The 21,868-nt window shown below is 72.7% G+C and carries 20 protein-coding genes and 1 pseudogene; 9 read left to right on the forward strand and 12 right to left on the reverse strand.

Annotation, left to right across the window (positions count from 1 at the left end; genetic code table 11):
- The first annotated feature begins 6 nt into the window (after window positions 1-6).
- The gene (locus ACOKM3_RS41290; RefSeq protein ID WP_426906435.1) at window positions 7-699 is read left to right on the forward strand and encodes a ribonuclease H family protein; all 693 of its coding nucleotides are present in this window, start codon (window positions 7-9) and stop codon (window positions 697-699) included.
- Window positions 700-780: 81 nt separating this feature from the next.
- Here the strand turns inward: ACOKM3_RS41290 and ACOKM3_RS41295 are convergent.
- Window positions 781-1,638, reverse strand: a pseudogene (locus ACOKM3_RS41295) (glycoside hydrolase family 16 protein); the annotation flags it as partial.
- 206 nt (window positions 1,639-1,844) lie between these two features.
- On the opposite strand from ACOKM3_RS41295, the gene ACOKM3_RS41300 reads away from it, so the two are divergent.
- Window positions 1,845-2,801, forward strand: a complete 957-nt coding sequence (locus ACOKM3_RS41300) for a D-2-hydroxyacid dehydrogenase family protein (RefSeq protein WP_426906436.1) — start codon at window positions 1,845-1,847, stop codon at window positions 2,799-2,801.
- Between the two features lie 7 nt (window positions 2,802-2,808).
- Here the strand turns inward: ACOKM3_RS41300 and ACOKM3_RS41305 are convergent, their stop codons facing one another.
- On the reverse strand, window positions 2,809-3,273 hold the full coding sequence (locus ACOKM3_RS41305; protein WP_426906437.1) for a cupin domain-containing protein: 465 nt from the start codon (window positions 3,271-3,273) through the stop codon (window positions 2,809-2,811).
- 194 nt (window positions 3,274-3,467) lie between these two features.
- Here ACOKM3_RS41305 and ACOKM3_RS41310 point away from each other — a divergent pair, with 194 nt between their 5' ends.
- Complete coding sequence (locus tag ACOKM3_RS41310; RefSeq protein ID WP_426906438.1) at window positions 3,468-4,253, forward strand: SAM-dependent methyltransferase; 786 nt, start codon at window positions 3,468-3,470, stop codon at window positions 4,251-4,253.
- Window positions 4,254-4,269: 16 nt separating this feature from the next.
- On the opposite strand, the gene ACOKM3_RS41315 is transcribed toward ACOKM3_RS41310, so the two are convergent.
- Window positions 4,270-5,040 (reverse strand): IclR family transcriptional regulator, encoded by a 771-nt coding sequence (locus tag ACOKM3_RS41315; RefSeq protein ID WP_426906439.1) that lies wholly within the window; start codon window positions 5,038-5,040, stop codon window positions 4,270-4,272.
- 81 nt (window positions 5,041-5,121) lie between these two features.
- Here ACOKM3_RS41315 and asnB point away from each other — a divergent pair, with 81 nt between their 5' ends.
- The gene (asnB, locus tag ACOKM3_RS41320; protein ID WP_426906440.1) at window positions 5,122-6,681 is read left to right on the forward strand and encodes an asparagine synthase (glutamine-hydrolyzing); all 1,560 of its coding nucleotides are present in this window, start codon (window positions 5,122-5,124) and stop codon (window positions 6,679-6,681) included.
- Between the two features lie 3 nt (window positions 6,682-6,684).
- On the opposite strand, the gene ACOKM3_RS41325 is transcribed toward asnB, so the two are convergent.
- Window positions 6,685-7,536: a fructosamine kinase family protein gene (locus ACOKM3_RS41325; protein WP_426906441.1), complete on the reverse strand. Its 852-nt coding sequence runs from the start codon at window positions 7,534-7,536 to the stop codon at window positions 6,685-6,687.
- Window positions 7,537-7,652: 116 nt separating this feature from the next.
- Here ACOKM3_RS41325 and ACOKM3_RS41330 point away from each other — a divergent pair, with 116 nt between their 5' ends.
- Window positions 7,653-8,372 (forward strand): type 1 glutamine amidotransferase, encoded by a 720-nt coding sequence (locus tag ACOKM3_RS41330; protein WP_426906442.1) that lies wholly within the window; start codon window positions 7,653-7,655, stop codon window positions 8,370-8,372.
- Here ACOKM3_RS41330 and ACOKM3_RS41335 read toward each other — a convergent pair.
- A complete protein-coding gene (locus ACOKM3_RS41335) occupies window positions 8,332-9,576 on the reverse strand; it encodes a benzoate/H(+) symporter BenE family transporter (protein WP_426906443.1) in 1,245 nt (414 codons plus the stop codon). The genes ACOKM3_RS41330 and ACOKM3_RS41335 overlap by 41 nt on opposite strands.
- A 160-nt stretch (window positions 9,577-9,736) precedes the next feature.
- Here ACOKM3_RS41335 and ACOKM3_RS41340 point away from each other — a divergent pair, with 160 nt between their 5' ends.
- On the forward strand, window positions 9,737-10,276 hold the full coding sequence (locus tag ACOKM3_RS41340; protein WP_426906444.1) for a helix-turn-helix domain-containing protein: 540 nt from the start codon (window positions 9,737-9,739) through the stop codon (window positions 10,274-10,276).
- A gap of 13 nt (window positions 10,277-10,289) precedes the next feature.
- Here ACOKM3_RS41340 and ACOKM3_RS41345 read toward each other — a convergent pair whose 3' ends face one another.
- The 4 genes from ACOKM3_RS41345 to ACOKM3_RS41360 all read right to left on the reverse strand — a co-directional run bounded on the left by ACOKM3_RS41345 (window position 10,290) and on the right by ACOKM3_RS41360 (window position 12,715).
- Complete coding sequence (locus ACOKM3_RS41345; RefSeq protein WP_426906445.1) at window positions 10,290-11,111, reverse strand: hypothetical protein; 822 nt, start codon at window positions 11,109-11,111, stop codon at window positions 10,290-10,292.
- A gap of 79 nt (window positions 11,112-11,190) precedes the next feature.
- Window positions 11,191-11,658: a DUF2269 family protein gene (locus ACOKM3_RS41350; RefSeq protein ID WP_426906446.1), complete on the reverse strand. Its 468-nt coding sequence runs from the start codon at window positions 11,656-11,658 to the stop codon at window positions 11,191-11,193.
- A 2-nt stretch (window positions 11,659-11,660) separates the two neighbouring features.
- Window positions 11,661-11,984, reverse strand: a complete 324-nt coding sequence (locus tag ACOKM3_RS41355; RefSeq protein WP_426906447.1) for a hypothetical protein — start codon at window positions 11,982-11,984, stop codon at window positions 11,661-11,663.
- Between the two features lie 59 nt (window positions 11,985-12,043).
- Entirely contained in the window at window positions 12,044-12,715 is a 672-nt protein-coding gene (locus ACOKM3_RS41360) for a DJ-1/PfpI family protein (RefSeq protein ID WP_426906448.1), read from the reverse strand.
- 209 nt (window positions 12,716-12,924) lie between these two features.
- Between ACOKM3_RS41360 and ACOKM3_RS41365 the strand changes: the two genes are divergently transcribed.
- The 3 genes from ACOKM3_RS41365 (at window position 12,925) to ACOKM3_RS41375 (ending at window position 16,989) form a co-directional block, all read left to right on the forward strand.
- Window positions 12,925-13,863, forward strand: coding sequence for a GlxA family transcriptional regulator (locus tag ACOKM3_RS41365; protein WP_426906449.1), 939 nt, complete (start codon window positions 12,925-12,927; stop codon window positions 13,861-13,863).
- A gap of 121 nt (window positions 13,864-13,984) precedes the next feature.
- Window positions 13,985-16,504 (forward strand): ATP-dependent Clp protease ATP-binding subunit, encoded by a 2,520-nt coding sequence (locus ACOKM3_RS41370; protein WP_426906450.1) that lies wholly within the window; start codon window positions 13,985-13,987, stop codon window positions 16,502-16,504.
- 86 nt (window positions 16,505-16,590) lie between these two features.
- Window positions 16,591-16,989: a hypothetical protein gene (locus tag ACOKM3_RS41375; RefSeq protein ID WP_426906451.1), complete on the forward strand. Its 399-nt coding sequence runs from the start codon at window positions 16,591-16,593 to the stop codon at window positions 16,987-16,989.
- A gap of 16 nt (window positions 16,990-17,005) precedes the next feature.
- Here ACOKM3_RS41375 and ACOKM3_RS41380 read toward each other — a convergent pair whose 3' ends face one another.
- The 3 genes from ACOKM3_RS41380 to ACOKM3_RS41390 all read right to left on the reverse strand — a co-directional run bounded on the left by ACOKM3_RS41380 (window position 17,006) and on the right by ACOKM3_RS41390 (window position 21,783).
- Entirely contained in the window at window positions 17,006-17,614 is a 609-nt protein-coding gene (locus tag ACOKM3_RS41380; RefSeq protein ID WP_426906452.1) for a DUF6629 family protein, read from the reverse strand.
- A gap of 55 nt (window positions 17,615-17,669) precedes the next feature.
- A complete protein-coding gene (locus tag ACOKM3_RS41385; protein ID WP_426906453.1) occupies window positions 17,670-19,085 on the reverse strand; it encodes an FAD-binding oxidoreductase in 1,416 nt (471 codons plus the stop codon).
- 100 nt (window positions 19,086-19,185) lie between these two features.
- On the reverse strand, window positions 19,186-21,783 hold the full coding sequence (locus tag ACOKM3_RS41390) for an ATP-binding protein (protein ID WP_426906454.1): 2,598 nt from the start codon (window positions 21,781-21,783) through the stop codon (window positions 19,186-19,188).
- Between the last annotated feature and the right edge of the window lie 85 nt (window positions 21,784-21,868).

Consider the following 21,868-nt stretch of genomic DNA (forward strand, 5'->3'; position numbering starts at 1 on the left):
CCTGGCATGATCGGGGGCATGGCAGAACGTGTGATCGCCGCGTGTGACGGCGCGTCCAAAGGAAATCCCGGACCCGCGGCTTGGGCCTGGGTCGTCGCCGACGGTGACGAGAAGCCCGTGCAGTGGGAGGCCGGCGCGCTCGGCACCGCGACGAACAACGTCGCTGAACTCACCGCCCTGGAACGGCTGTTGAGCACGGTCTCGGCGGACGTGCCGCTCGAGGTGCGGATGGACTCGCAGTACGCGATGAAGGCGGTCACCACGTGGCTGCCCGGCTGGAAGCGCAAGGGCTGGAAGACGGCGGCCGGCAAGCCCGTCGCCAACCAGGAGCTCGTCCAGCGGATCGACGCGCTGCTCGACGGCCGCAAGGTCGAGTTCAAGTACGTGCCCGCGCACCAGGTCGACGGCGACCCGCTGAACGACTTCGCGGACCGCGCGGCCAGCCAGGCCGCCGTCGCCCAGGAGGACGCGGGCAGCGCGCTCGGCTCTCCCGAGCCGCCGCCGTCCAGCCCGTCCGCCGCGAAGCCCCCGCGCGCGAAGTCGGCGTCCGCCAAGCGCACCTCTTCGGGCTCCTCCTCGCGCACCCTCAAGGCGAAGTTCCCCGGCCGCTGCCGCTGCGGCCGCTCGTACGCCGCGGGCGAGGACATCGCCAAGAACCCCGACGGCTGGGGCCACCCGGAGTGCCGCACGTCGGCGTGACCGAAGACGACTGAAGGCAGCGGAGAGGGGCCCGGCGCACAACACACGGCGCCGGGCCCCTCTCCGTTCTCTATGCACTCACGTGCTCACCCGCACGTAATCCACCACCAGCTGCTGCGGGAACTGCGTACTGGAGTCCGGGTCGCCCGGCCAGTATCCGCCCACGGCGAGGTTGAGGATCAGGAAGAACGGCTTCTCGAAGACCCACTGGTTGCCGCCGACGTCGGCGGGCGTGCGGGTCTGGTACACCGTTCCGTCCACCGACCAGGTGATCTTGTTGGGCGTCCAGTCCACCGCGAACGTGTGGAAGGCGTCCGCGAAGGCCTGGCCGTTCGGCAGTGAGTACCCCGCGCCGATCCCGCCCGAGCCGGAGTAGCCGGGGCCGTGGATCGTGCCGTGCACCGTCGACGGCTCGAAGCCGACGTTCTCCATGATGTCGATCTCGCCGGAGTTCGGCCAGCCGACCGAGCCGATGTCGCTGCCCAGCATCCAGAACGCGGGCCAAATGCCCTGCCCGCGCGGGATCTTCATCCGGGCCTCGACGTGGCCGTGCGTCGTCTGGAACTTCCCCGACGTGTTGAGCCGCGCCGAGGTGTACTCACATGTCCCGTACCAGCACTGGTAGTTGGACGGGTTCTCGCGCTTCGCGGTGATGACCAGGTTGCCCTGGCCGTCGAGCTTGGCGTTGTTGTTGCCCGCCGTGTAGTACTGCCGCTCGTGGTTGTTGACGTTGTCTCCGGTCTCGGTCTGCCACTTCGAGCCGTCGACCGCCGAGCCCGCGGGCCCGTCGAAGTCGTCGGAGAAGGTGACCGCCGCGGTGTGCGCGTCGCCGTCGGTCTCGGCGGCGTTCGCCGAGGGCACGAACGCCGCGGCGACGCACAGCAGGGCCGCGGCGCCCAGCGGGAGTCTGCGGCTCAGCGGGCGGAGGGAACTGCGCATGGGGCATCACATCACTTCGGGTAGGGGGTCGTGCCGTCCCGCGGCACGCCAGAAAGTGAAGGCAAGAAAGCTGCGCTTGACGTGTTCTGTTCAAGAGTTGATTTAAGGGGTGGGGCGAAGGGGCGTCAAGGGACTGCGCAGAAAGTCCGTACCAGTGTTCCCGGTTAAGGTTTCCCGACGATCTTCGAACCAGGAGTGATGTGAGCATGCTGCGGTGCGCTGTACTCGACGACTACCAGGGCGTCGCCCGTGAACTTGCCGACTGGGACCGCCTGTCAGGTCGCGTCGATGTCACATACCTGAATCGCTATATCGATACGCATGATGAACTCGTCGCGCTGCTCGGCGACTGCGAGATCGTCGTCGTGATGCGCGAACGCACCCCATTTCCGGCCGAGTTGATCGCGCGCCTGCCGAAGCTGCGGCTCCTCGTCACGTCGGGCATGCGCAACGCGTCCATCGATCTCGACGCCGCCGCCGCGCACGGCGTCACGGTCTGCGGCACCGCGAGCAACCCCGAACCGCCCGTCGAGCTGACCTGGGCCCTGATCCTGGGCCTCGCCCGCGGTGTCCTCACCGAGGGTGCCAACCTCCGCGACGGCGGTCCCTGGCAGTCCACCCTCGGCGCCGACCTGCACGGCCGCCGGCTCGGCCTGCTCGGCCTCGGCAAGATCGGCGCACGGGTCGCGCGCGTCGGCACCGCCTTCGGCATGGACGTCACGGCGTGGAGCCAGAACCTCACCGCCGAGCGGGCCGCCGAAGCCGGTGCCACCCTCGCCGCCTCGAAGGAAGAACTCCTCGAAGCCGGCGACTTCGTCTCCGTCCACCTCGTCCTGGGCGACCGCACCCGCGGCCTGCTGGGCGCCGACGAACTGCGCCGCATGCGCCGCACCGCCTACCTCGTCAACACCTCGCGCGCCGCGATCGTCGACCAGGAAGCGCTGGTGCGGGCGCTGCGCGAGGGCTGGATCGCCGGCGCGGGCAGCGACGTCTTCGACACCGAGCCCCTCCCGGCAGAACACCCCCTGCGTACGGCCCCGAACTTCCTCGGCCTGCCCCACCTCGGTTACGTGACGCGCCGCAACTACGAGGGCTTCTACCAGGGCGCCGTAGAGGACATCGAGGCGTATCTGGCGGGGAGTCCCGTGCGCACCCTCGGCTGATCTCGGCTCAGTCGCGTACGAACTCCCGCAGCTCGTTCGCGAGGTGCGGATGCTGCTCCAGTACGGCGCGCGTCGCGAACTCGTGGTCCGTGTAGTCGAAGCCCGGGGTGACGACCTCCGCCACCAGGCCGTGGCGGGCGTCGCCGAGCAGGTGCGAGGCCTTCCAGTGGCCGCCCGGCACCAGCAGGAAGCGCTCGTCGTCCGGGCCGAGGACTGTGCGGTGGAGTGTGCCGGCGGGGGAGACGGTCACGTACTCCAGGGGGCCGCCGTCGATCAGGAAGTGCAGGATGTCGCTGCGGTTGCGGTGCAGCAGGCCGCTGGGCTGCCGCTCGTCGAGCAGGTAGTAGATCGATGTCGCCGCGGGGCGGGGGCCGTGCGGCGTCGTCAGGGTGTGCGGGCTCGTGTAGACGCGGCGGAAGTGGCCGCCCTCGCCGTGCGGCTCCAGGTCGAGCTCGGACTGCCAGTCGCGCATGGTGGCCCCTCGGGTGGATCATGGTTGGGTGATCAAGAGTAGGCGTGGCCGCCGCGGTCCGCGAGTACCGTGCGCTGTCGCCCGCGCACCCGCCGTGACCTGCAACTCCGTGATGAATGCCGGGAGTTGGCATGAAAGACTGCGGGCAGGTCACACGCATCGCCCCGCCCGCTCAGCGACGTTGGAGAGTCCTCATGACGGCACCAGCTCCCCGGCCCCGTATCGACACCAGCCAGGCGCACCCCGCGCGGGTCTACGACTGGCTGCTCGGCGGGAAGGACAACTACCCCGTCGACGAGGCCGTCGGCGAGCAGCTGCCGCCCGAGGCGCGGGACGCGGCGCGGCAGAACCGGGAGTTCATGCACCGGGCCGTCGCCTGGCTCGCCGGGCAGGGCGTCGACCAGTACCTGGACATCGGCACCGGCATCCCGACCGCGCCGAACCTGCATCAGATCGTGCAGCGGATCGTCCCCTCGGCCAAGGTCGTCTACACGGACAACGACCCCATCGTGCTGCGGCACGCGCAGGCGCTGCTCGTCAGCAGCCCCGAGGGTGCCACCGACTACATCGAGGGCGATGTCCGCGAACCGGACGCCATCCTCGAACACGCCCGCACCGTCCTGGACTTCGACCGGCCGATCGCCCTGTCGCTGATCGCGCTGATGCACTTCATCCCGGACGACGAGGAGGCGTACGGCATCGTCTCCAGGCTGGTGTCCGAGCTGCCGCCCGGCAGTCACCTGGTGCTGTCCAACGCCTCCAGCGACATCTTCCCCGAGCTGGTCGAGAAGGTCGTGGCCCAGTACACGAAGGCCGGGATCCAGCTGGGCTTCCGCACCCGGGACGGGGTGGCGCGGTTCTTCGAGGGGCTCGACCTCGTGGACCCGGGTCTGGTGACCGCCACGGAGTGGTTCCGCGAGGAGCCCGCCCCCGCGCCCGAGCCGAGCGGCATCTACTCGGGCGTCGCACGGATCTCCTGAATACGGGTCTCCTGAGTCACGCGGACGGCGGCGCGCCATTGAGCCGGGCCGACAGCTGGTGCGCCGCCGAGACCACCGCCTCCGCGACCTGTGGCAGCGCCTCCGGCGGCAGCCGGAACACCGGTGCCGACACATTGACGGCCGCCACCACATCGCCCCGGTGATCGTGCACCGGCACGGCGACCGCGGTCAGGCCCGGCTCCATCTCCTCCGCGGCCAGCGCGAAGCCGCGCGCCCGCTCCGCCCGCAGCCGCTCCAGGACGGCCGGTACGTCGCGGGGCGCCGCGTCCGTGCCGGGCAGCGGCGCCCCGTTCTCGGTCGTCAGGAGCGCCGCCACCTGGTCGTCGGGCAGCCCGAACAGCAGGGCGCGGCCCGCGGACGTGCAGTTCAGGGGCGAGGTGCGGCCGATCCACTCGTGCGCCTGAAGGCCGCGCGAGGTGCGCTCGGTCAGCACCGTCACCACGCCGTGCCCGGACAGCACCGTCAGATACGCCGGCTCCCCGACGCGGTGCACCAGATCCCGCAGGACCGGCGGCGCCTCCCCGTACAGCCGCTCCTCGCCCGCCGAGGAGGCCAGCGCCAGCAGCTGCCAGCCGACGCGATAGCGCAGCGTGCGCGGATCCCGCTCCAGGAATCCCTCCTGCGCCAGGACCTTCAGGGTCCGTGACACCTGCGTCTTCTCCCGGCCCACCGCCTGGGCCACTTCCTGTACGCCCATCGGGCCCTGCGCGAGAGCGCGCAGCACGTCCAGCGCGCGGTGCACGCTGCTCAGGTTCTCCGCTGCCATGACGCAAGCGTGCCACAGCGGCGTGCGTATAGAGCAACTCGCATTGTTCCATTCGCACGGGCCGCCCTATGGTCGATCCACATGTGCGGAATCGCAGCGATACACAGTCATCACGGAAGTCTCGACAAGCTCGACAGTCTCGACACCGAGTGCGCCGACGCGGCGGCACAGGGAATGCTCGACCGGCTCGCCCACCGCGGGCCCGACGACAGCGGGACCCGGACGGTCGGCGGCCACACCTGGCTCGGCCACCGCCGCCTCTCCATCGTCGACCTCGACGGCGGACACCAGCCCCTCGGTGGCACGAACGGCGACGACGACTGGTCGCTCGTGTGCAACGGCGAGATCTACAACCACCAGACACTGCGCGAGGACCTGCCCGCCGAGGCCTTCGGCTCCTCCTCCGACTCGGCGGCGGCGCTCGCCGTGCTGCGCACGGACGGGCCCGAGGGGCTGCTCCGGCTGCGCGGCATGTGGGCGCTGTGCGCGGCCACGCCCGGCGGACGGTTCGTCGCCGCCCGCGACGCCATCGGCATCAAGCCGCTGTACTGGGCGCGCACGGACACCGCCGTGCACTTCGCCTCCGAGCTGCGCGCGTTCGACCCCGAGGTCCAGCCGCACGCCGAGATCTTCCCGCCCGGTCACTGGTGGACGCCGGAGGACGGTCTGCGCCGGTTCGCTGAGCCGGTCCCTGAGGTGACCGGCGCCTGGGACGGGGTGTCCGAGCAGGTCGTCGAGAAGGCCACCTTCGAGGCCGTCGCCGACTCCGTCCGCCGGCATCTGATGGCGGACGTCGAGGTCGGCGTGTTCCTCTCCGGCGGGCTCGACTCCAGCCTCGTCGCCGCGGTCGCCGCCGACGAGTACGCCCGCCAGGGCCGTCGCCTGAAGACCTTCGCCGTCGGCACGGAGGACTCCCCGGACCTGCTCGCCGCACGGGACGCCGCCGCGTTCCTGGGCACCGAGCACCACGAGGCGGTGCTCGACGCCGAGGCCGCGGCGCGGGTGCTCGACGAGGTGGTCGGGTGCGTGGAGTCCTTCGACGCCAGCCTCATCCGCAGCGCCGTCCCGAACTGGTTCCTGTCCGAGCTCGCCTCGAGGCACGTCAAGGCCGTGCTCACCGGCGAGGGCGCCGACGAACTCTTCGCCGGATACGGCTACTACCACGAGCGGTACGCCGCCCCCGACGCGCTGGACGCCGAACTGCGCCGCACCATAGGCGCGTTGCACGGCCTCAACCTCCAGCGCTGCGACCGCGTCACCATGGCGCACGGCCTGGAGGCACGCGTCCCGTTCCTCGACCGGGACGTCATCGCGCACGCCATGTCACTGCCCGCGCCCGTCAAGGCACTTGAGGCCGACGGCATGGAGAAGGGACACCTGCGCCGCGCCTTCACGGGCTGGCTCCCGGAGCACCTGCTGTGGCGGCGCAAGGAGCAGTTCGGCACGGGCAGCGGCGCGGAGGGCGTCCTGAGCCCGCTGTGGGACAGCCGCATCACGGACGCCGAGTTCGCGGCGGCGACCGCCGAGGCCGGGGCGCCCGAGCTGCGCAGCAAGGAGGAGCTCGGCTACTACCGGACGTTCCGGGCCGCGCTGCCCGGCGTACGCCCGGAAGCCGTGCTCACACGGTTCGCGACGGCGTAGCCCCTACGCGAGTTGGGAGCGGGCCGCGGCCACCGCCTGCTCGGCGTAGCCGCGGCCGAACAGAACCGTGTGTACGAGAAGCGGGAAGAGCTGGTGCAGCGGGACGCGGTCGCGCCAGCCGGCGGCGAGCGGCGCCACCTGCTGGTAGCCGTCGATGATCCGGTCCAGGTGCGGCGCGCCGAACAGGTGCAGCATCGCCAGATCGGTCTCGCGGTGTCCGCCGTGCGCGGCCGGGTCGATGAGCCGGGCCGCGCCGTCGGCGCCCCACAACAGGTTCCCGTTCCACAGGTCGCCGTGCAGCCGGGCGGGCGGCTCGGCGGGGCCCGCGAGTTCGGGCAGCCGCTCGCAGACCCGCTCGATCGGCTCCGCCTCGGCGGGGGAGACGGTCCCGGCGTCGACGGCTTCGCGCAGGTAGGGGAGCACCCGGTGGGTGGCGTACCAGCGCGGCCAGTCGTCGCCCGGCACATTGCGCATGGGGGCGAGCCCGATGTACGCCTCCGTCGGCCCTTCGGGCGGCGCCGCGCCGAACGCCGGGGCTCCGGCTCCGTGCAACCGCGCGAGGTCCCCGCCGAAGCGCGTCGCGGCGTCCCCGCTCGGCCGCCCCTCCTCGACCCGGTCGAGGACCAGGCACCGCTCGTCGTATCCGTGCACGGTGGGCACCGCCACCGCGCCGGCCGCCGCGAGCCACCGCAGCCCGGCCGCCTCCGCCCGCACCGCCGCCGGGTCGTCGGCCTGCTTCACCATCACCACGCGGCCGTCGTCGAGGGTGACCTCGCCGAGGTGGGACGAGAGGCGGCGCTGGGCGGTGGCCGGGCGGCCGGTGAAGCGGGTGGCGGCGGCTGCGAGTGCTGACATGCCCCTCAGCGTAGGACGACCGCGAGGCCGTTGACGTCGCATGCCGCGCGCTGTTCTGCTGCGGTGATCAACGCGGGGGCCGGGCCCCATCAACGTACGGAACGAGGCGAACGCGGATGAGTACCAAGGCAGTTGCTCCCGTCCTGGTCGTGCAGAACACGAAGAGCGGCGGCCCCGGCCGGGTCGGCGACCGGCTGCGCGAGGCGGGCCTCGCGTTGGAGGTGCTGCACCCGTACGAGGGTGCGGAGATGCCCGAGACGCTCGACGGCAGGCCCCTGCTGGTGCTGGGCGGCGGCTTCCTGCCGGACGACGACGAACGCGCGCCCTGGCTGCCCGCCACCCGCCGCCTCGTCGCGGAGGGCCTCGACAGTGGCACGCCCGTCCTCGGGATCTGCCTCGGCGGCCAGCTGCTCGCACACGTCGCGGGCGGCCGTGTGCGGGGGAATCACGGGCGACCGGAGTACGGAAGCACCCGGATACGGATGCGACCCGAGGCCGCGGATGACCCGCTGCTGCACGGGCTCGGTGCGACGGTTCCGGCGATCGAGCGGCACGTCGACCAGATCACCGAACTGCCGCCTGGCGCCGCCTGGTTGGCGTCCACCGAGGACTGCCCACACCAGGCGTTCCGGGTGGGGGAGCGGGCCTGGGGTGTCCAGTTCCACCCGGAGGCGGAGGCCGCGCGGATCGCGGGGTGGGACCCGGTGCCGCTGGCCCGGCAGGGCTTCGACCGGGACCGGCTGCACGCCGCGGCGGTGGCCGAGGAGGGTGCGGCCGTCGTGACGTGGTCGGAGGTCACACGGAGGTTCGCTCGGGTGTGCGCGGCGACGTACTGACCGGCTGGGCGGCGGGCGAGTCCTTACGGCGGCGCGCCACCGACGCGACGGCCGTGGTGAGCACACCCGCGAGCAGGCCCCAGAACGCGGACCCGATGCCCAGCAGCGTCACGCCGGAGGCCGTCGCGAGGAAGGTGACGACGGCCGCTTCCCTGGACCGGGGGTCCGACAGGGCGCCGGCCAGGGCGGACTCGATGGTGGCGAGCATGCCCACCCCGGCGACCGCCAGGACCAGCGCGTGCGGCATCGCGCCGAGCAGCGAGGCCACGGTCGCGCCGAGCAGGCCGACGCAGAGGTAGAAGACACCCGCCCAGACGGCCGCGAGGTAACGCCGCTTCCGGTCGGGGTGCGCCTCCTCGCCAGTGCAGATCGCGGCGGTCAGCGCCGCGAGGTTGAGGCCGAAGGCACCGAACGGGGCGAGCACCGCCTGCGCGACACCGGTCCACGTCAGGACGGGCGAGATCGGCACCTCGTACCCGGACGTGCGCAGCACGGCGACACCCGGCAGATTCTGCGAGGCCATGGTGACCACGAACAGCGGCACACCGACGCTGACGAGCACCTTCCAGTCGAACTCGGGAGCCGTGAACACCGGCTGCGCGAGCGACAGTCGGACCCGCTCCAGGTGCCAGCCACCGGCGAGGACGGAGGCCACGACGCCACCGGCGAGCGCGACCACCACGGCGTAGCGCGGCAGCAGCCGGCGGGCGAGGAGATACAGCGCGAACACCGGGAACGCGATTCCGAAGTGCCCGCCCATCTGTGAGAAGAGCCCCGTCCCGAAGTTCAGGAGCACCCCGGCGAGCAGCGCGGAGGCGAGCGGCACCGGTATGCGGTCCATGAGCCGCGCGAACCACCCCGTGAGACCGCTCACCACGGTCAGCACGGCACTGAACACGAACGCGCCCACGGCCTTCTCCATGGAAACGCCGCTCAGGCTCGTGGCGAGGAGCGCGGCCCCCGGCGTCGACCAGGAGGTGAGCACGGGCGCCTTGTTGCGCAGCGACAGGCCCACGGTGGTCACGGCGATGCCGACCCCGAGCGCCAGCATCCACGAGGACACCTCCCGCGCGTCCGCCCCCGCGGTCCGCGCCGCGGTGAACACGATGGCGGCCGCGCTGGTGACACCGACGGTGGTCGCGATGAGCCCCGCCACCACGGCCGAGGGTGGTGCGAGGGCGCGGATGCGGGCGAGCGAGGACATGCGGGTGTCACTTCCGGGGGCAGGGGGAGGGCAGGATGGTGGGAGCGCGCGAGGCACCCCATAGAGCGTTCCATGAACAGAACGTTCTGTTTGTGGAACACTAAGGACGCGGATGGCGACACGTCAACACGCGCCGACGGGCGCGGGAGGGGGCCGGGCGATGGGGCTTGGTGACGAAGTGGGGCGCAGGCTGAAGCGGCTGCGCGTGGACAGCGGCCTGTCGCTGTCCGAACTCGCGCGCCGTTCGGGCGTCGGCAAGGGCACGCTCTCCGAGCTCGAGACCGGCCGCCGCAACCCCACCCTCGAAACCCTCTACGCCCTGACCACCGCGCTCGGCCGCCCGCTCAGCGCCGTCCTCGACGACCCGCCGCCGAGCGTGGGCGCGGGCGCCGCAGGTGTCTCCGGGAGCGCGGTCACCGCGGTGCTGATCGAGCGGTACGAGGACGCGGACGCGGCCACCGATGTCTTCCGCGTCACCATCGCCGGGGGTGCGACCCAGGAGTCCGCGGCGCATGTCCCGCGCACCACGGAGAGCCTGATGGTGCTCTCCGGGACGGCCGTCGTCGGCCCGCCGGACGCGCCCACGACGGCAGGGCCCGGCGGTCACGCCCAGTGGGCGGCGGACGCCCCGCACATCTACGGCGCGCCGGACGGCGACGTCCAGGGGATCCTCTTCGTTCGCTACCCGAAGGGGACTTGACCGCTACCGGGACTCAGGCGGCGTGCGGCGCCTGCGACGGCTCGGTGTTGCGCAGGTCCGATACGTCGATCGAGTCGTCCGCGGACGGTGTCTTCTTCGGCACCGCCTTGCCGTAGTCGGTCAGCGTCATCGACAGGGACTCGTCGGAACCCTTCTCGGTCGCGCGCACCAGCCGGTGCGGCTCGTCGGCGGTCACGTAGAGGGTGATGCGCTCCCTGCTGTCACCGCTGTCGCTGGAGGTCAGCGGCACGACCTCCGTGCCCGCGACCTTCTTCTGGTCGCCCTTCACGAGGTCGTCCTTGGCGGCGCGGTCCGAGCCGTCCTTGAGGCGCTCGCGGAACGAGTCGAGGTCGCAGGTGCCGGACAGCCCGTCGAGCATCGGGTCGTCGGTGCTGCCGTGCATATAGCGGTCGCCGATCAGGTCGGCGGCCAACTCGCCGCTCCGGCCCGGGAGTTGGGTCTTCCAGAACGTGGCGTCCGGCTTGATCCACACCTCGTCGCCGCGCTTCACGAGGTCGACGCTGCCGCCCTTGGCCCCTCCGGTGCCCATGCGCAGCTCGCCCGTGCAGTTTCCGTCCTCGTCGAGACGCAGATCGATGAGCGCCGGAGTGCGGGTGTCCTTGGCGTCCGCGCTGTTCCGCATCGTCAGATGCAGCGACTTCGCGTCCAGGAGTTCCTTCTTCGCCGCGTCGGCGAGCTCCTGCGCGCTCTTGTCCTTGGCGTCGCCGTCGTCGGCCAGGGCGGGTCCCGCGGAGAACAGGCTCGCGCACACGAACGCCGCGGCGACGGGCGCCCGCGCGGCCCGGTGCAGCCGGGTCGGGGTCGGTCCGGCCATCACGTCACCTCGCCTTCCCGGACGCACGGCACGTCCGGAATACCCGTAAATTGTACGTTCTGCGGAGTGTGGGTGCCCGTCAGGAGCTGGTCGTGGAACCCGGTCGGATGATCATCAGCACGGTCACCGTGGCCCACAGCAGGTTGAACACACCCGTCAGCATGGCCAGTTGGCCGGCCGCCCGGGGGAGTGCGGGAGGTTCCGGCTCCCGGACCGCGTCGAGCGCCGCCTCCTGTGCGGGCAGGATGAACACGGCCAGGACCGCCGCGGCCGCCGTCGTCAACACGATCGAGACGATGAGCCAGGGGCTGCCGAGCACCCCGAGGCTGCTCGCGGTCGCGAACCCGAAGAGTGGCACGGCGACGCCGATGCCCGCGTAGACGCGGCAGATGCGGTGCAGGGTGCGCAGCGTCGCGAGCGCCTCGGCGTCTCCCGGTGAACCGAGCGCGCCGCGCAGCGAGTTGGGGAACATGCTCGCGGCGACGGTGACCGGTCCGACGGTGAGTACGGCGGCGAGGACGTGCAGGATGAGCAGGAATTTCGTCATGGTCAGCGGCCCGCGCCCGCCCGCTCGGGACGCCGGCTGCCGGTCACCTTCGACGCGGGGAGCCGCCCGGCGCGCGACGTACCGGTCAGGGTGTCGCCGTCGACGGTGACGGCGAAGGTCAGGTTCAGGCGCATCGGCCTGGTTACCGCCTGCTTCCAGGTGAGCCGGTCGTCGCCGGACAACTCCAGCTCACGCAGCGGGACTTCCTCGCCCGCGCCGTGCGCGATGCCGGTGAGTGTCCCGTCCTCCCTGCGGAGTTCGACGACGGCGGCGATCGTGCCGATGGGGGTCGAGACGGACAGGTCCCAGGTGCCTTCGACGGTCATGCGGTGGTGCTTCCTCTCTTCGTGCTTCCGTGTTTCCAAGGGGGTGCCGAGGCGGCGGTTCAGAAGGCCGCGGGCGCCGGGCCCTGCGCCCGCCAGACCGTGCCGCGACGCTCGTACGCGAACAACTCCTCGACGGCGTGCGCGATTTGGGGCCCGACCTCCCGCTCCAGCAGATGCAGGCCCAGGTCGAGCCCGGAGGTGACCCCGGCGCCCGTGACGAGATCGCCGTCGTCCACGACACGGGCCCGCACCGCGCGGGCGCCGGTGGCTTCGAGGAGGTCGAGTCCCAGGTGGTGACCGGTGGCAGGGCGTCCCTCGATGAGCCCGGCCAGGGCCAGGACGAGCGAGCCGCCGCAGACGGTCGCGACCGTCGTCGTGGGGTCGGCCATGGCCGCGCCGAGCAGGGCGGGCAGCTCCGTGGAGAGCGTGCGGCCGAGCAGCACCGGGATCGTCGCCTCCGCCGCGTCCTCGTCCGGTGTCTTGGCGGGGTCCCCGACAGGGCCGGACGCGCCGGGCACCACCACGATGTCCGCCCGCGCGGGATCGAGCGCGGCGGTGGCGCGCAGCGCGAGCCCACCGGTCCCGCCGACGACCTCGCGCGGCCCTTCGGCGGAGACCAGCTCCACGTCGAGGGCCCCGCCGGACGCGACGGCGCCGGCGTGCAGCACCTCGAAGGGGGCGACGACATCGAGCGGGTCGAAGCCGTCGAAGAGGACGATCTGGATGTGCATGGGGGAGAGGTCCTTCGCAGGTCACGCGCCCGGTCCGACCGGGATCGCCGTCGACGCTAATCCGGTGCGGACCGCTCTCCCAGTGGCAATAGTGACGACTCTCAACGGAATACCGCCAAGGCCCATGACATCGCCATCAATGGCCGTCGAGTGTCCTTGTCACTGTTGGACACTGTGGCGAGAGTTCGGGGGTCGGCTATATTCCCGCCATGCACACCATCGCCGTCCTCGCCCTCGACCAGGTGATCCCCTTCGACCTGGCGACCCCCATCGAGGTCTTCGGCCGCACCCGGCTGCCCGACGGCCGCCCCGGCTACCAGGTGCGGGTGTGCGCGGAGCGGGAGGAGGTCGACGCCGGTACGTTCACGATCCGCGCGCACCGCGGCATCGACGGGCTCAAGGGCGCGGACACGGTCATCGTGCCCGGCATCGCCGACCCCACCGCCCCGCTCGCCCCCACCGTCCGCGACGCGCTGCGGGCGGCCGCAGCCGACGGCACCCGGATCGCCTCCATCTGCTCGGGCACCTTCCCCCTCGCCGCGACGGGCCTCCTCGACGGCCTGCGCGCCACCACCCACTGGATCGGCGCCGACCTGCTCGCCGCGAGCCACCCGGAGATCGAGGTCGACCCCGACGTCCTCTACGTCGACAACGGCCAGATCCTCACCTCGGCCGGCGCGGCCGCCGGGCTCGACCTGTGCCTGCACATGATCCGCCGCGACTACGGCTCCGCGGTCGCCGCCGACGCCGCACGGCTCTCCGTCATGCCGCTGGAGCGCGAGGGCGGCCAGGCCCAGTTCATCGTGCACGACCACGCGCCGACGCCGCAGGGCTCGACCTTCGAGCCACTGCTCACCTGGCTGCGGGAGAACCTGGAGCGCGACCTCGGCCTCGCCGACATCGCCGCGCACGCGGGTGTCAGCACCCGCACCCTCATGCGCCGCTTCCGTGAGCAGACCGGCAGCACGCCGTTGCAGTGGCTGCACCGCGCCCGCATCCGCCAGGCCCAGCACCTGCTGGAGACGACACCGCACCCCGTGGAGCGGATCGCCGCGCAGGTCGGCTTCGGCTCGCCCACCACGTTCCGTGACCGCTTCAAGCGCACCACGGGTGTCAGCCCCCAGACGTACCGCCGCACCTTCGCCTGACACGGGCGCCCCATACCGCTCACCACGTTTATCCACGCCGCAGCGGGCTACGCGCTTCCCGGAAGGACGTCGACAAGGCGGCTCCGTCGCACGCGGACGGCGCGCGCCGGGACGGATGGGTATGAGCAGCGGATTCACCGGGCCCGAGGGCTACGGACAGGACCCCTTCGGTGACTTCTTCTCGCGGTTCTTCGGTGGTGGCCGACGGCAGATCGACATCGGCAGGCTGATGAGCGGACCCGCCCGCCAACTCGTCGCCACGGCCGCGAACTATGCCACCGAGCACGGCCGGGGTGACCTCGACACCGGGCACCTGCTGTGGGCGGCGCTCTCCCTCGAACCCACCCGCGCCCTCGTGACGCGGGCGGGCGCCGATCCCGACCGGCTGGCGGAGGAGATCGACCGGCACGCGGGCGGCGGTGAGCCGAGCCGCACCCCGCAGTCCCTCTCCGTCACGCCCGCGGTCAAGCGGGCCCTGCTCGACGCACACGTGATCGCGCGGGAGTCGGGCGTCGCCTACATCGGGCCCGACCACATCGTGTTCGCGCTCGCGGCCAACCCCGACTCGGCGGCGGGCCACCTCCTCAACCAGGCCCGCTTCACCCCGGACCCGGCGCCGCAGACCCCGCCTCCCGGATCCGCCGAGCCCCGGCCCGGCGGCCAGCAGGCGAGGAGTACGGCGTCCACCCCCAACCTGGACCGGTTCGGCGAGGACCTCACCGACCGGGCCCGCCAGGGTCGCCTCGACCCGGTCATCGGCCGCGACGAGGAGATCGAGCAGACCGTCGAGGTGCTCTCCCGCAGGGGCAAGAACAACCCCGTGCTCATCGGTGACGCGGGCGTCGGCAAGACCGCGATCGTCGAGGGCCTCGCCCAGCGCATCGCCGACGGCGACGTACCCGAGACGCTCTGCGGGCGCCGCCTCGTCTCGCTCGACCTGTCGGGCGTCGTCGCGGGCACCCGCTACCGGGGCGACTTCGAGGAACGCCTGAACGGCATCATCGACGAGGTGCGCGCCCACCCGGACGAACTCATCGTGTTCATCGACGAGTTGCACACCGTCGTCGGCGCGGGCGGCGGCTCCGAGGGCGGTTCCATGGACGCGGGCAACATGCTCAAACCAGCGCTGGTGCGCGGCGAGTTGCACGTCATCGGCGCCACCACCCTGGAGGAGTACCGGCGGCACATCGAGAAGGACGCCGCGCTCGCCCGCCGCTTCCAGCCGATCCTGGTGCCCGAACCGTCGACGGCCGACGCCGTGGAGATCCTGCGCGGACTGCGCGACCGCTACGAGGCGCACCATCAAGTCCGGTACGCCGACGAGGCGTTGCTCGCCGCCGTCGACCTCTCCGACCGCTACCTCACCGACCGGTATCTGCCGGACAAGGCCATCGACCTGATGGACCAGGCCGGCGCCCGCGTCCGGCTGCGCGACCGAACCAAGCCCACCGACGTACGCGCCCTGGAACGTCAGGTCGACGACCTCACCCGCGACAAGGACGAGGCGGTGGCCGCCGAAGAGTACGAGCGGGCCACCGAACTGCGCGACCGCATCAACGAGTTGACCAGCCGGATCGCAGGAGCCCGCGATCCCGACCCCGGCGACGGGCACATCGTCGAGGTGTCCGCGGAGGACATCGCCGAGATCGTGTCCCGGCAGACCGGCATCCCCGTCAGCAGTCTCACCAAGGAGGAGAAGGAGCGCCTCCTCGGCCTCGAACAGCATCTGCACGAGCGGGTCATAGGCCAGGACGAGGCCGTCACCGCCGTCGCCGAAGCCGTCCTGCGTTCCCGCGCCGGGCTCGCCAGCCCCGACCGGCCCATCGGCAGCTTCCTCTTCCTCGGCCCCACCGGCGTCGGCAAGACCGAACTGGCCCGCGCCCTCGCCGAGGCACTCTTCGGCAGCCAGGAGCGCATGGTCCGGCTCGACATGAGCGAGTTCCAGGAGAAGCACACCGTCTCCCGCCTGGTGGGCGCGCCGCCCGGATACGTCGGCCACGAGGAGGCCGGGCAGCTCACCGAGGCCGTGCGCCGGCACCCGTACTCGCTGATCCTGCTCGACGAGGTGGAGAAGGCGCACCCCGACGTCTTCAACACGCTGCTCCAGGTCCTCGACGACGGACGCCTCACCGACGCGCAGGGCCGCACGGTGAACTTCACCAACACGGTCATCGTGATGACCAGCAACCTCGGCTCCGAGGCCATCGCCGGACGCGGCGCCGCGCTGGGCTTCAACGTCGACGGCGCCGAAGCCGACGAGACCGCACGCCGCGAACAGGTGATGCGCCCGCTGCGGGAGCACTTCCGCCCGGAGTTCCTGAACCGCGTCGACGAGATCGTGATCTTCCGGCGGCTCAGCACCGAACAGCTGGCCCGCATCACCGACCTCCTCCTCGACGAGACCCGGCGCCGCCTCGCCGCCCAGGACATCACCATCGAGTTCGCGCCCGAAGCCGTCGAGTGGCTGGCCCGGCGCGGCCACCAGCCCGAGTACGGGGCGCGCCCGCTGCGCCGCACCATCCAGCGCGAGGTCGACAACCGGCTCTCCCGGATGCTGCTCGACGGCGAGATCGCGGCGGGCGCCCGGATCCGGGTCGAGGCCGGCGACGGGGAGCTCACCGTCCGGACGCAGGGGACGTAACCCCTGGTCGCGTACGACGTTGAGGTGCGCGAAGCGCGGGCACAGGGCTGCGCGCACCACGTCGTACGAGACACAGGGAGTCACCCATGCGGGACATCATGCGGGCCGCCTTCAAGAAGAGCTTCGCCTCGGTCGCGGCGGCCGTCGCCGCGCTCGGCTGCGTCATCGCCGCCGGGCAGCCGGCCGCCGCCGACGGCAAGTGGTGCAACAACGCGGTGTGCATCGAGACCTACGACAGCGGGACCTACCTGGGCCGCGTCGAGGTGTCCGTCGTGAACACCAACCAGCCGCACCGCATCTCCGCCCGCGTGTGGACCACGAACGGCTGGAGCGCCAACACGAAGGTCGAGGACGTCGACGCCTTCCGCACCTACCGCGACCAGGCCTACCCCCAGCGGCACTTCCCGGCGGGCACCCGGCTGTGTGCCGAGGGCTTCCGGGGCGGCGAGAGCGTCGGCCTGCCCTGTGTGACGATCACCGACTGACCGCGGCCCGGCGGCGTCACGCCCGCAGCCACCTGTAGAGCACCACCGAGCACAGCGCGGCGCCGGCGCACCACGTGGACATGAACTCCCAGCGCCACAGCGCCGCGCACACGGCCGCGGCGACCGCCGCCAGCGCACCCAGCAGGACCAGGCCCCGCTCACCCGACAGCAGCAGCGAGCCGATCGTCGCCACCAGATAGCCCGCCAGCAGCCACCCGGAGCCCGGCAGGCCGACCGAATAGCCCATCGTGTGGCCGCGGACCTCCGCGGCCACCGTGCTCGTCGCCAGAACGTACACGAGCACCCCCGCCGTCACGACGCCTGCCGCGAGCGGGACGAGCAGCCGACGGCGGGCGTCCGGCGCCACCGCGCACCACACGCCCACCGGCACCCAGAGCGGCAGCAACGGCAGCGCGATCACCGCCCAGGCGAGGACGGCGGGACCGGTGCCACCGACGTCGTTCCAGATCACCGCCTCGATGATCTGGTGCGCCCCGAGCAACAGCGGCAGTGCCGCGAGCGGCAGGGCCCGCGGCCGGGTGCGCGCCGCTCGCGACACGCACCCCACGCCCACCGCGGCGATCGCGCCACCCGCCACCAGATCGGCCGCCGCACTCCAGCACATGCGACCACGCTACGTTTCCGCAGGCCGGACGGCGCGTCGTGAGCGCACGGCCGTGCTACGGCCGGACGTTGTCCTGCGCGGCCGGGTCCGGCTGGATGTTCTGGTTGCCACGGAACACGTTGTCCGGGTCGAGGGCCGCCTTGACACGGGCCAGACGGGCGTAGTTGCCGCGGTAGCTCGCCCGCACCCGCTCCTGCCCCTCGTCCATCATCATGTTCACGTAGGCGCCGCCCGCCGAGTACGGGTGCAGGGCCTCGAAGTAGTCGACCGTCCAGCGCCGCAGCAGATCCGCGTTGGCCGGGTCGGGGTCGACGCCCGCGAACACGCTCGCCCAGCGCGCGTCCCGGTAGCTGAACGCGGTGTCGGACGGCCCGACGTCGTGCGCGGCACCGTCGATCGGATACAGGTGCATCGTCGACTGCATGGACGGTGTGTCGGGCCCGAACTTCGCGTGCAGCTCCACGGCCTCGTCGGGGATCTCGCGGACGAAGTCGGCGCGCCAGTACCACTGGTCGCCCGGCGGGTACAGGCCGTCGAACATCGACTGCATCGTGGGGTGCGGCATCGGCGCGACCGCGTGCAGCAGCGGCGCGGGCAGGTCGCCGAGCAGCGGCGCCATGGCGCGCTCGGCCGCCTCCGGGTCCCCGGACGTGTGACACCACACGACCCCGCACACCTTCCGCAGGTGCAGCTCCTCGGGGAACGGCGGCGCCGGCGGCACCGACCCGAACAGGAAGAAGCCGTTGACGTCGCGGGGCGCGGAGGGCAGGAACTCGCGGTAGGCGGCGAGGACTTCGGCGCTCTGCTCGGCCGGCCAGAACGTCGGCCCCGCCACCACTGTGCCGACCTCGTGCAGCCGGAACGTGAAGGACGTGACGACGCCGAAGTTGCCGCCGCCGCCCCGGATCGCCCAGAACAGATCCGTGTTGGTGTCGGCGTCCGTGCGCACCAGGGTGCCGTCGGCGAGGACGACCTCCGCCGCCAGGATGTTGTCCACGGTCAGTCCGTACTGCCGGGTGAGGTGCCCGAGGCCGCCGCCGAGTGTGAGGCCGCCGACGCCGGTGGTGGAGATGATGCCGCTGGGCGTGGCCAGGCCGTGCTCGTGGGTCACCGTGTCGACCTGGCCCCAGGTGGCGCCGCCGCCGACCGTGACGGTGCGGGCGGCCGCGTCGACCTGGACGGAGTTGATGGGCGCCAGGTCGGCGACCACGCCGGCCTCGCAGGTGCCGAGTCCGGCGCCGTGGTGGCCGCCGCCGCGCACCGCGAGCGGAAGTTCGTGGCGGCGGGCGAAGGCGATCACCTTCGCCACGTCGGCCGCGCCCGCGCAGTGCGCGACGAGCGCGGGACGCCGTTCGATCATCGCGTTGTAGACGGCGCGGGCCTCCTCGTACCCGGAGTCGTCCGGTCCGGTCAACGTCCCCTGGAATCCGGTCAGTTCGCGGCGCGCGGCCTGTGCGGGTGTGCTGGTCATGCCATCCCCCGTGTCGAGTGGGTGTCGTCCGCTCCGTTCTACGGGCGTTGCGTACGGTCGGGCATGCGTGGGCGACACCCACCTCGGGCCGGGCGGGTACCTACGTTTCACCGGCCGCCGTGAGCCCGATCTCCGCGGCCCGCTGGGCGGCCCGGCGCCGGGTGGGCGCGTCGAACTTCTCCAGGATCGCGCGGACGTGGTTGTCGACCGTGCGGACCGAGAGTACGAGGCGCTCGGCGATCTCCGCGTTGGTGAGGCCCGCCATCAGGAGCCGCACCACCTGGAGTTGACGGTCGGTCAGGCCCGCCGGATTGCCGCGCGCCGCCGCGTACGGGCCGCGGGGGACACGGCGTACGCCCAGTTCGCGGAGTTCGGCGCGGACCAGACGTGCGAGCGGCGCCGCGCCCAGTGCGTCCAGGGTGGCGAGTGCGCTCAGCTTGACGGCCGGGTCGGGGCTCTGGGCGAGCGCGGCCGCCTCCTCGTACGGGCAGCCCACCGTGTGCCACAGCTCGGCGGCCTTGTCCCACTGGCCAGCGGCCTGGAGCGCGTACGGGTGGGTCGCTCCGTCGGCCGGTGCGGGCCTGCCCGCCCGTGCCAGCCAGTAGCCGAGCTCGTAGCGCTGCGGTGCGGCGAGCCGGCGGGCCCGCTCGTGCACCCGCTCGGCGGCGGCGAGCACACCCTCCCGGTCGCCGCGCAGCCACGCGGCCTCCGCGCGGGCCGCCGCGACCGGGCCGAGGCGCTGCAGCTCATCGGTGCCGACCGCGATCCGCCAGGCCTGGTCGAGCAGTTCACCGCCGCCGCTCTCGCCACGGCGCACGCGGACGCGGGCGAGGACCGTGAGGGCGGGGCAGCGGGCGGGCGGGAAGACGTCCGCGCCGAGCCGCGCGTACCGCTCGGCCTCCGCCCAGTCGCCCGCCGCGAACTTCCGTAGCGCCAGCTCGACATGAAGGTAGGTCAGGAAACCGAGGTGCTCGGCACGGTCGGCGAGATCGATGGCGGGGGAGAGGAGCCGGTCCGCCTCGGTGAAGCGCAGCTCGTCGAGCAGTGACCAGACGATGTTGGCGTAGGCGCGGCACGCGTGCTCCACCTCGCCCGAGTCGAGCGCCACCGCGAGGCTCTCCTCCAACTGCCGCTGCCCCAGCGGATCCCCGTCCCGCCAGCGCGCCGAGCCGACGTTGTTGAGCGCGTGCGCGAGAATCGCCGGGTCGCCCGCCCTGCGCGCCAGCGTGATGGCCCGCTCGCCGTACTCGACGGCCTGGGCGTACGCGTCCGACAGCATCCGCAACTGCGCCGTATTGCTGAGAGCGAGCGCCAACAGCCGGTCGTCACCGGCCGGTTCGAGCACTGCCAGGGCCTCCCGCGCGGCCGTCTCCGCCGCCACCGCGTCGCCCGCCCACCAGTGGATCCGCGACAGCCAGCGCAGATCCGCGCCGAGCGCCCGCGGCTCGCCGAGCGCGCGACGCAGCTCCACCGCCTCCCGTTGCGCGGCGACGGCGGCGACCGAATCGCCGATGGTGTAGCTCTCGACCGCGTACTGCTCCAGCAGCCCGGCCAGCTCGGCTGGCCCGTAGCGCCCGCGCTGCCGCAGGACGAGGCGCAGATGCGCGGCGGCCTCCCGGTGCGCGCCCGCGCGCGCCGCGTCACGGGCGGCCCGGGGCCCGTACCGTGCGACCGCGTCGAGGTCGCCCGCCGCCGCCGCGTGGTGCACGAGCCGGGAGCGGTCGGCGTCCGGTGCGGCCACCAGCGCGGCCAGCACCGCGCGGTCGAGCGCGATGCGCCGGGCCGCGGGCAGCGAGTCGGCGACCGCGCGGCGGATGATCTCGTGCCGGAACGCCACCCGGTCGGGCGCCACCACGAGCAGCCCGCCCTGCTCGGCCGCCGCGAGTGCGCCGTCGCCCTCCGGGACCAGCGCGTCGACCATGGCGCGCTCCACGGCCGACGGCACCACGGCCAGCTGCTCGAGCGCGTCGCGTGTGCGGTCGTCCAGCCTGCGGAGCCGGGCCAGGACCGCGTCCACCACCGTCGGCGGCACGACGCCGGTGCCGCCCGCCGCCACGACCTCGGCGACGAAGAACGGATTGCCCGACGTCGCCGCGTACACCTGCGGCGCGTCGAGCCCGGCCGCCGCGCACAGGCTGCCGACGGCCCGGCGCGAGAGCGGAGCGAGGGGCAGGCGGTGCACGCGGGCCGCGCCCGACACCTGGCCGAGCAGCTGGCGCAGCGGATGGCCGCGCCCCAGCTCGTCGTCCCGGTAGGTGAGCACGAGCACGGCGGGCAGCCGTTCGATGCGGCGCACCAGATACCGCAGCGCGTCCAGTGAGGCCTCGTCCGCCCAGTGCACGTCCTCCACGACGAGCACTGCGGGGTGCGGGGCGTCGGCCAGCTCGGCGTGCAGCGCCTCGTAGATCCGGTGCCGGTCGCCGGCGTCGCGCACGGCGCGGGCCAGATCGGCGCCGACGCTGCCGACGAGGTCGCGCAGCGGGCCGAGCGGGCGGCCGGTGGCCAGGTCGTCGCAGTGCCCGACGAGGAGGCGGGCGGCGGGTGGCAGCACGGTGGGCAGGGCCCGGACCAGGGACGACTTTCCGATGCCGGCCTCGCCGAGGACGAGTGTGATCGAACCGTCGCCGTCCGCGGCGTCCCTTGCGGCGTCGGCCAGTCGCCCCAGTTCGAGATCCCGCTCGAGGATCCCCCCGTCCATAGGTGGATCCTCGCACCGGAGGGCGTCCGCCGGGAGCGGGTGGCGGGGCGGATACGTCTATCGCGGGATGCGGTGCGTGCGGTCG

The sequence above is a fragment of the Streptomyces nidicola genome (assembly GCF_050106155.1).
GTDB lineage: Bacteria > Actinomycetota > Actinomycetes > Streptomycetales > Streptomycetaceae > Streptomyces.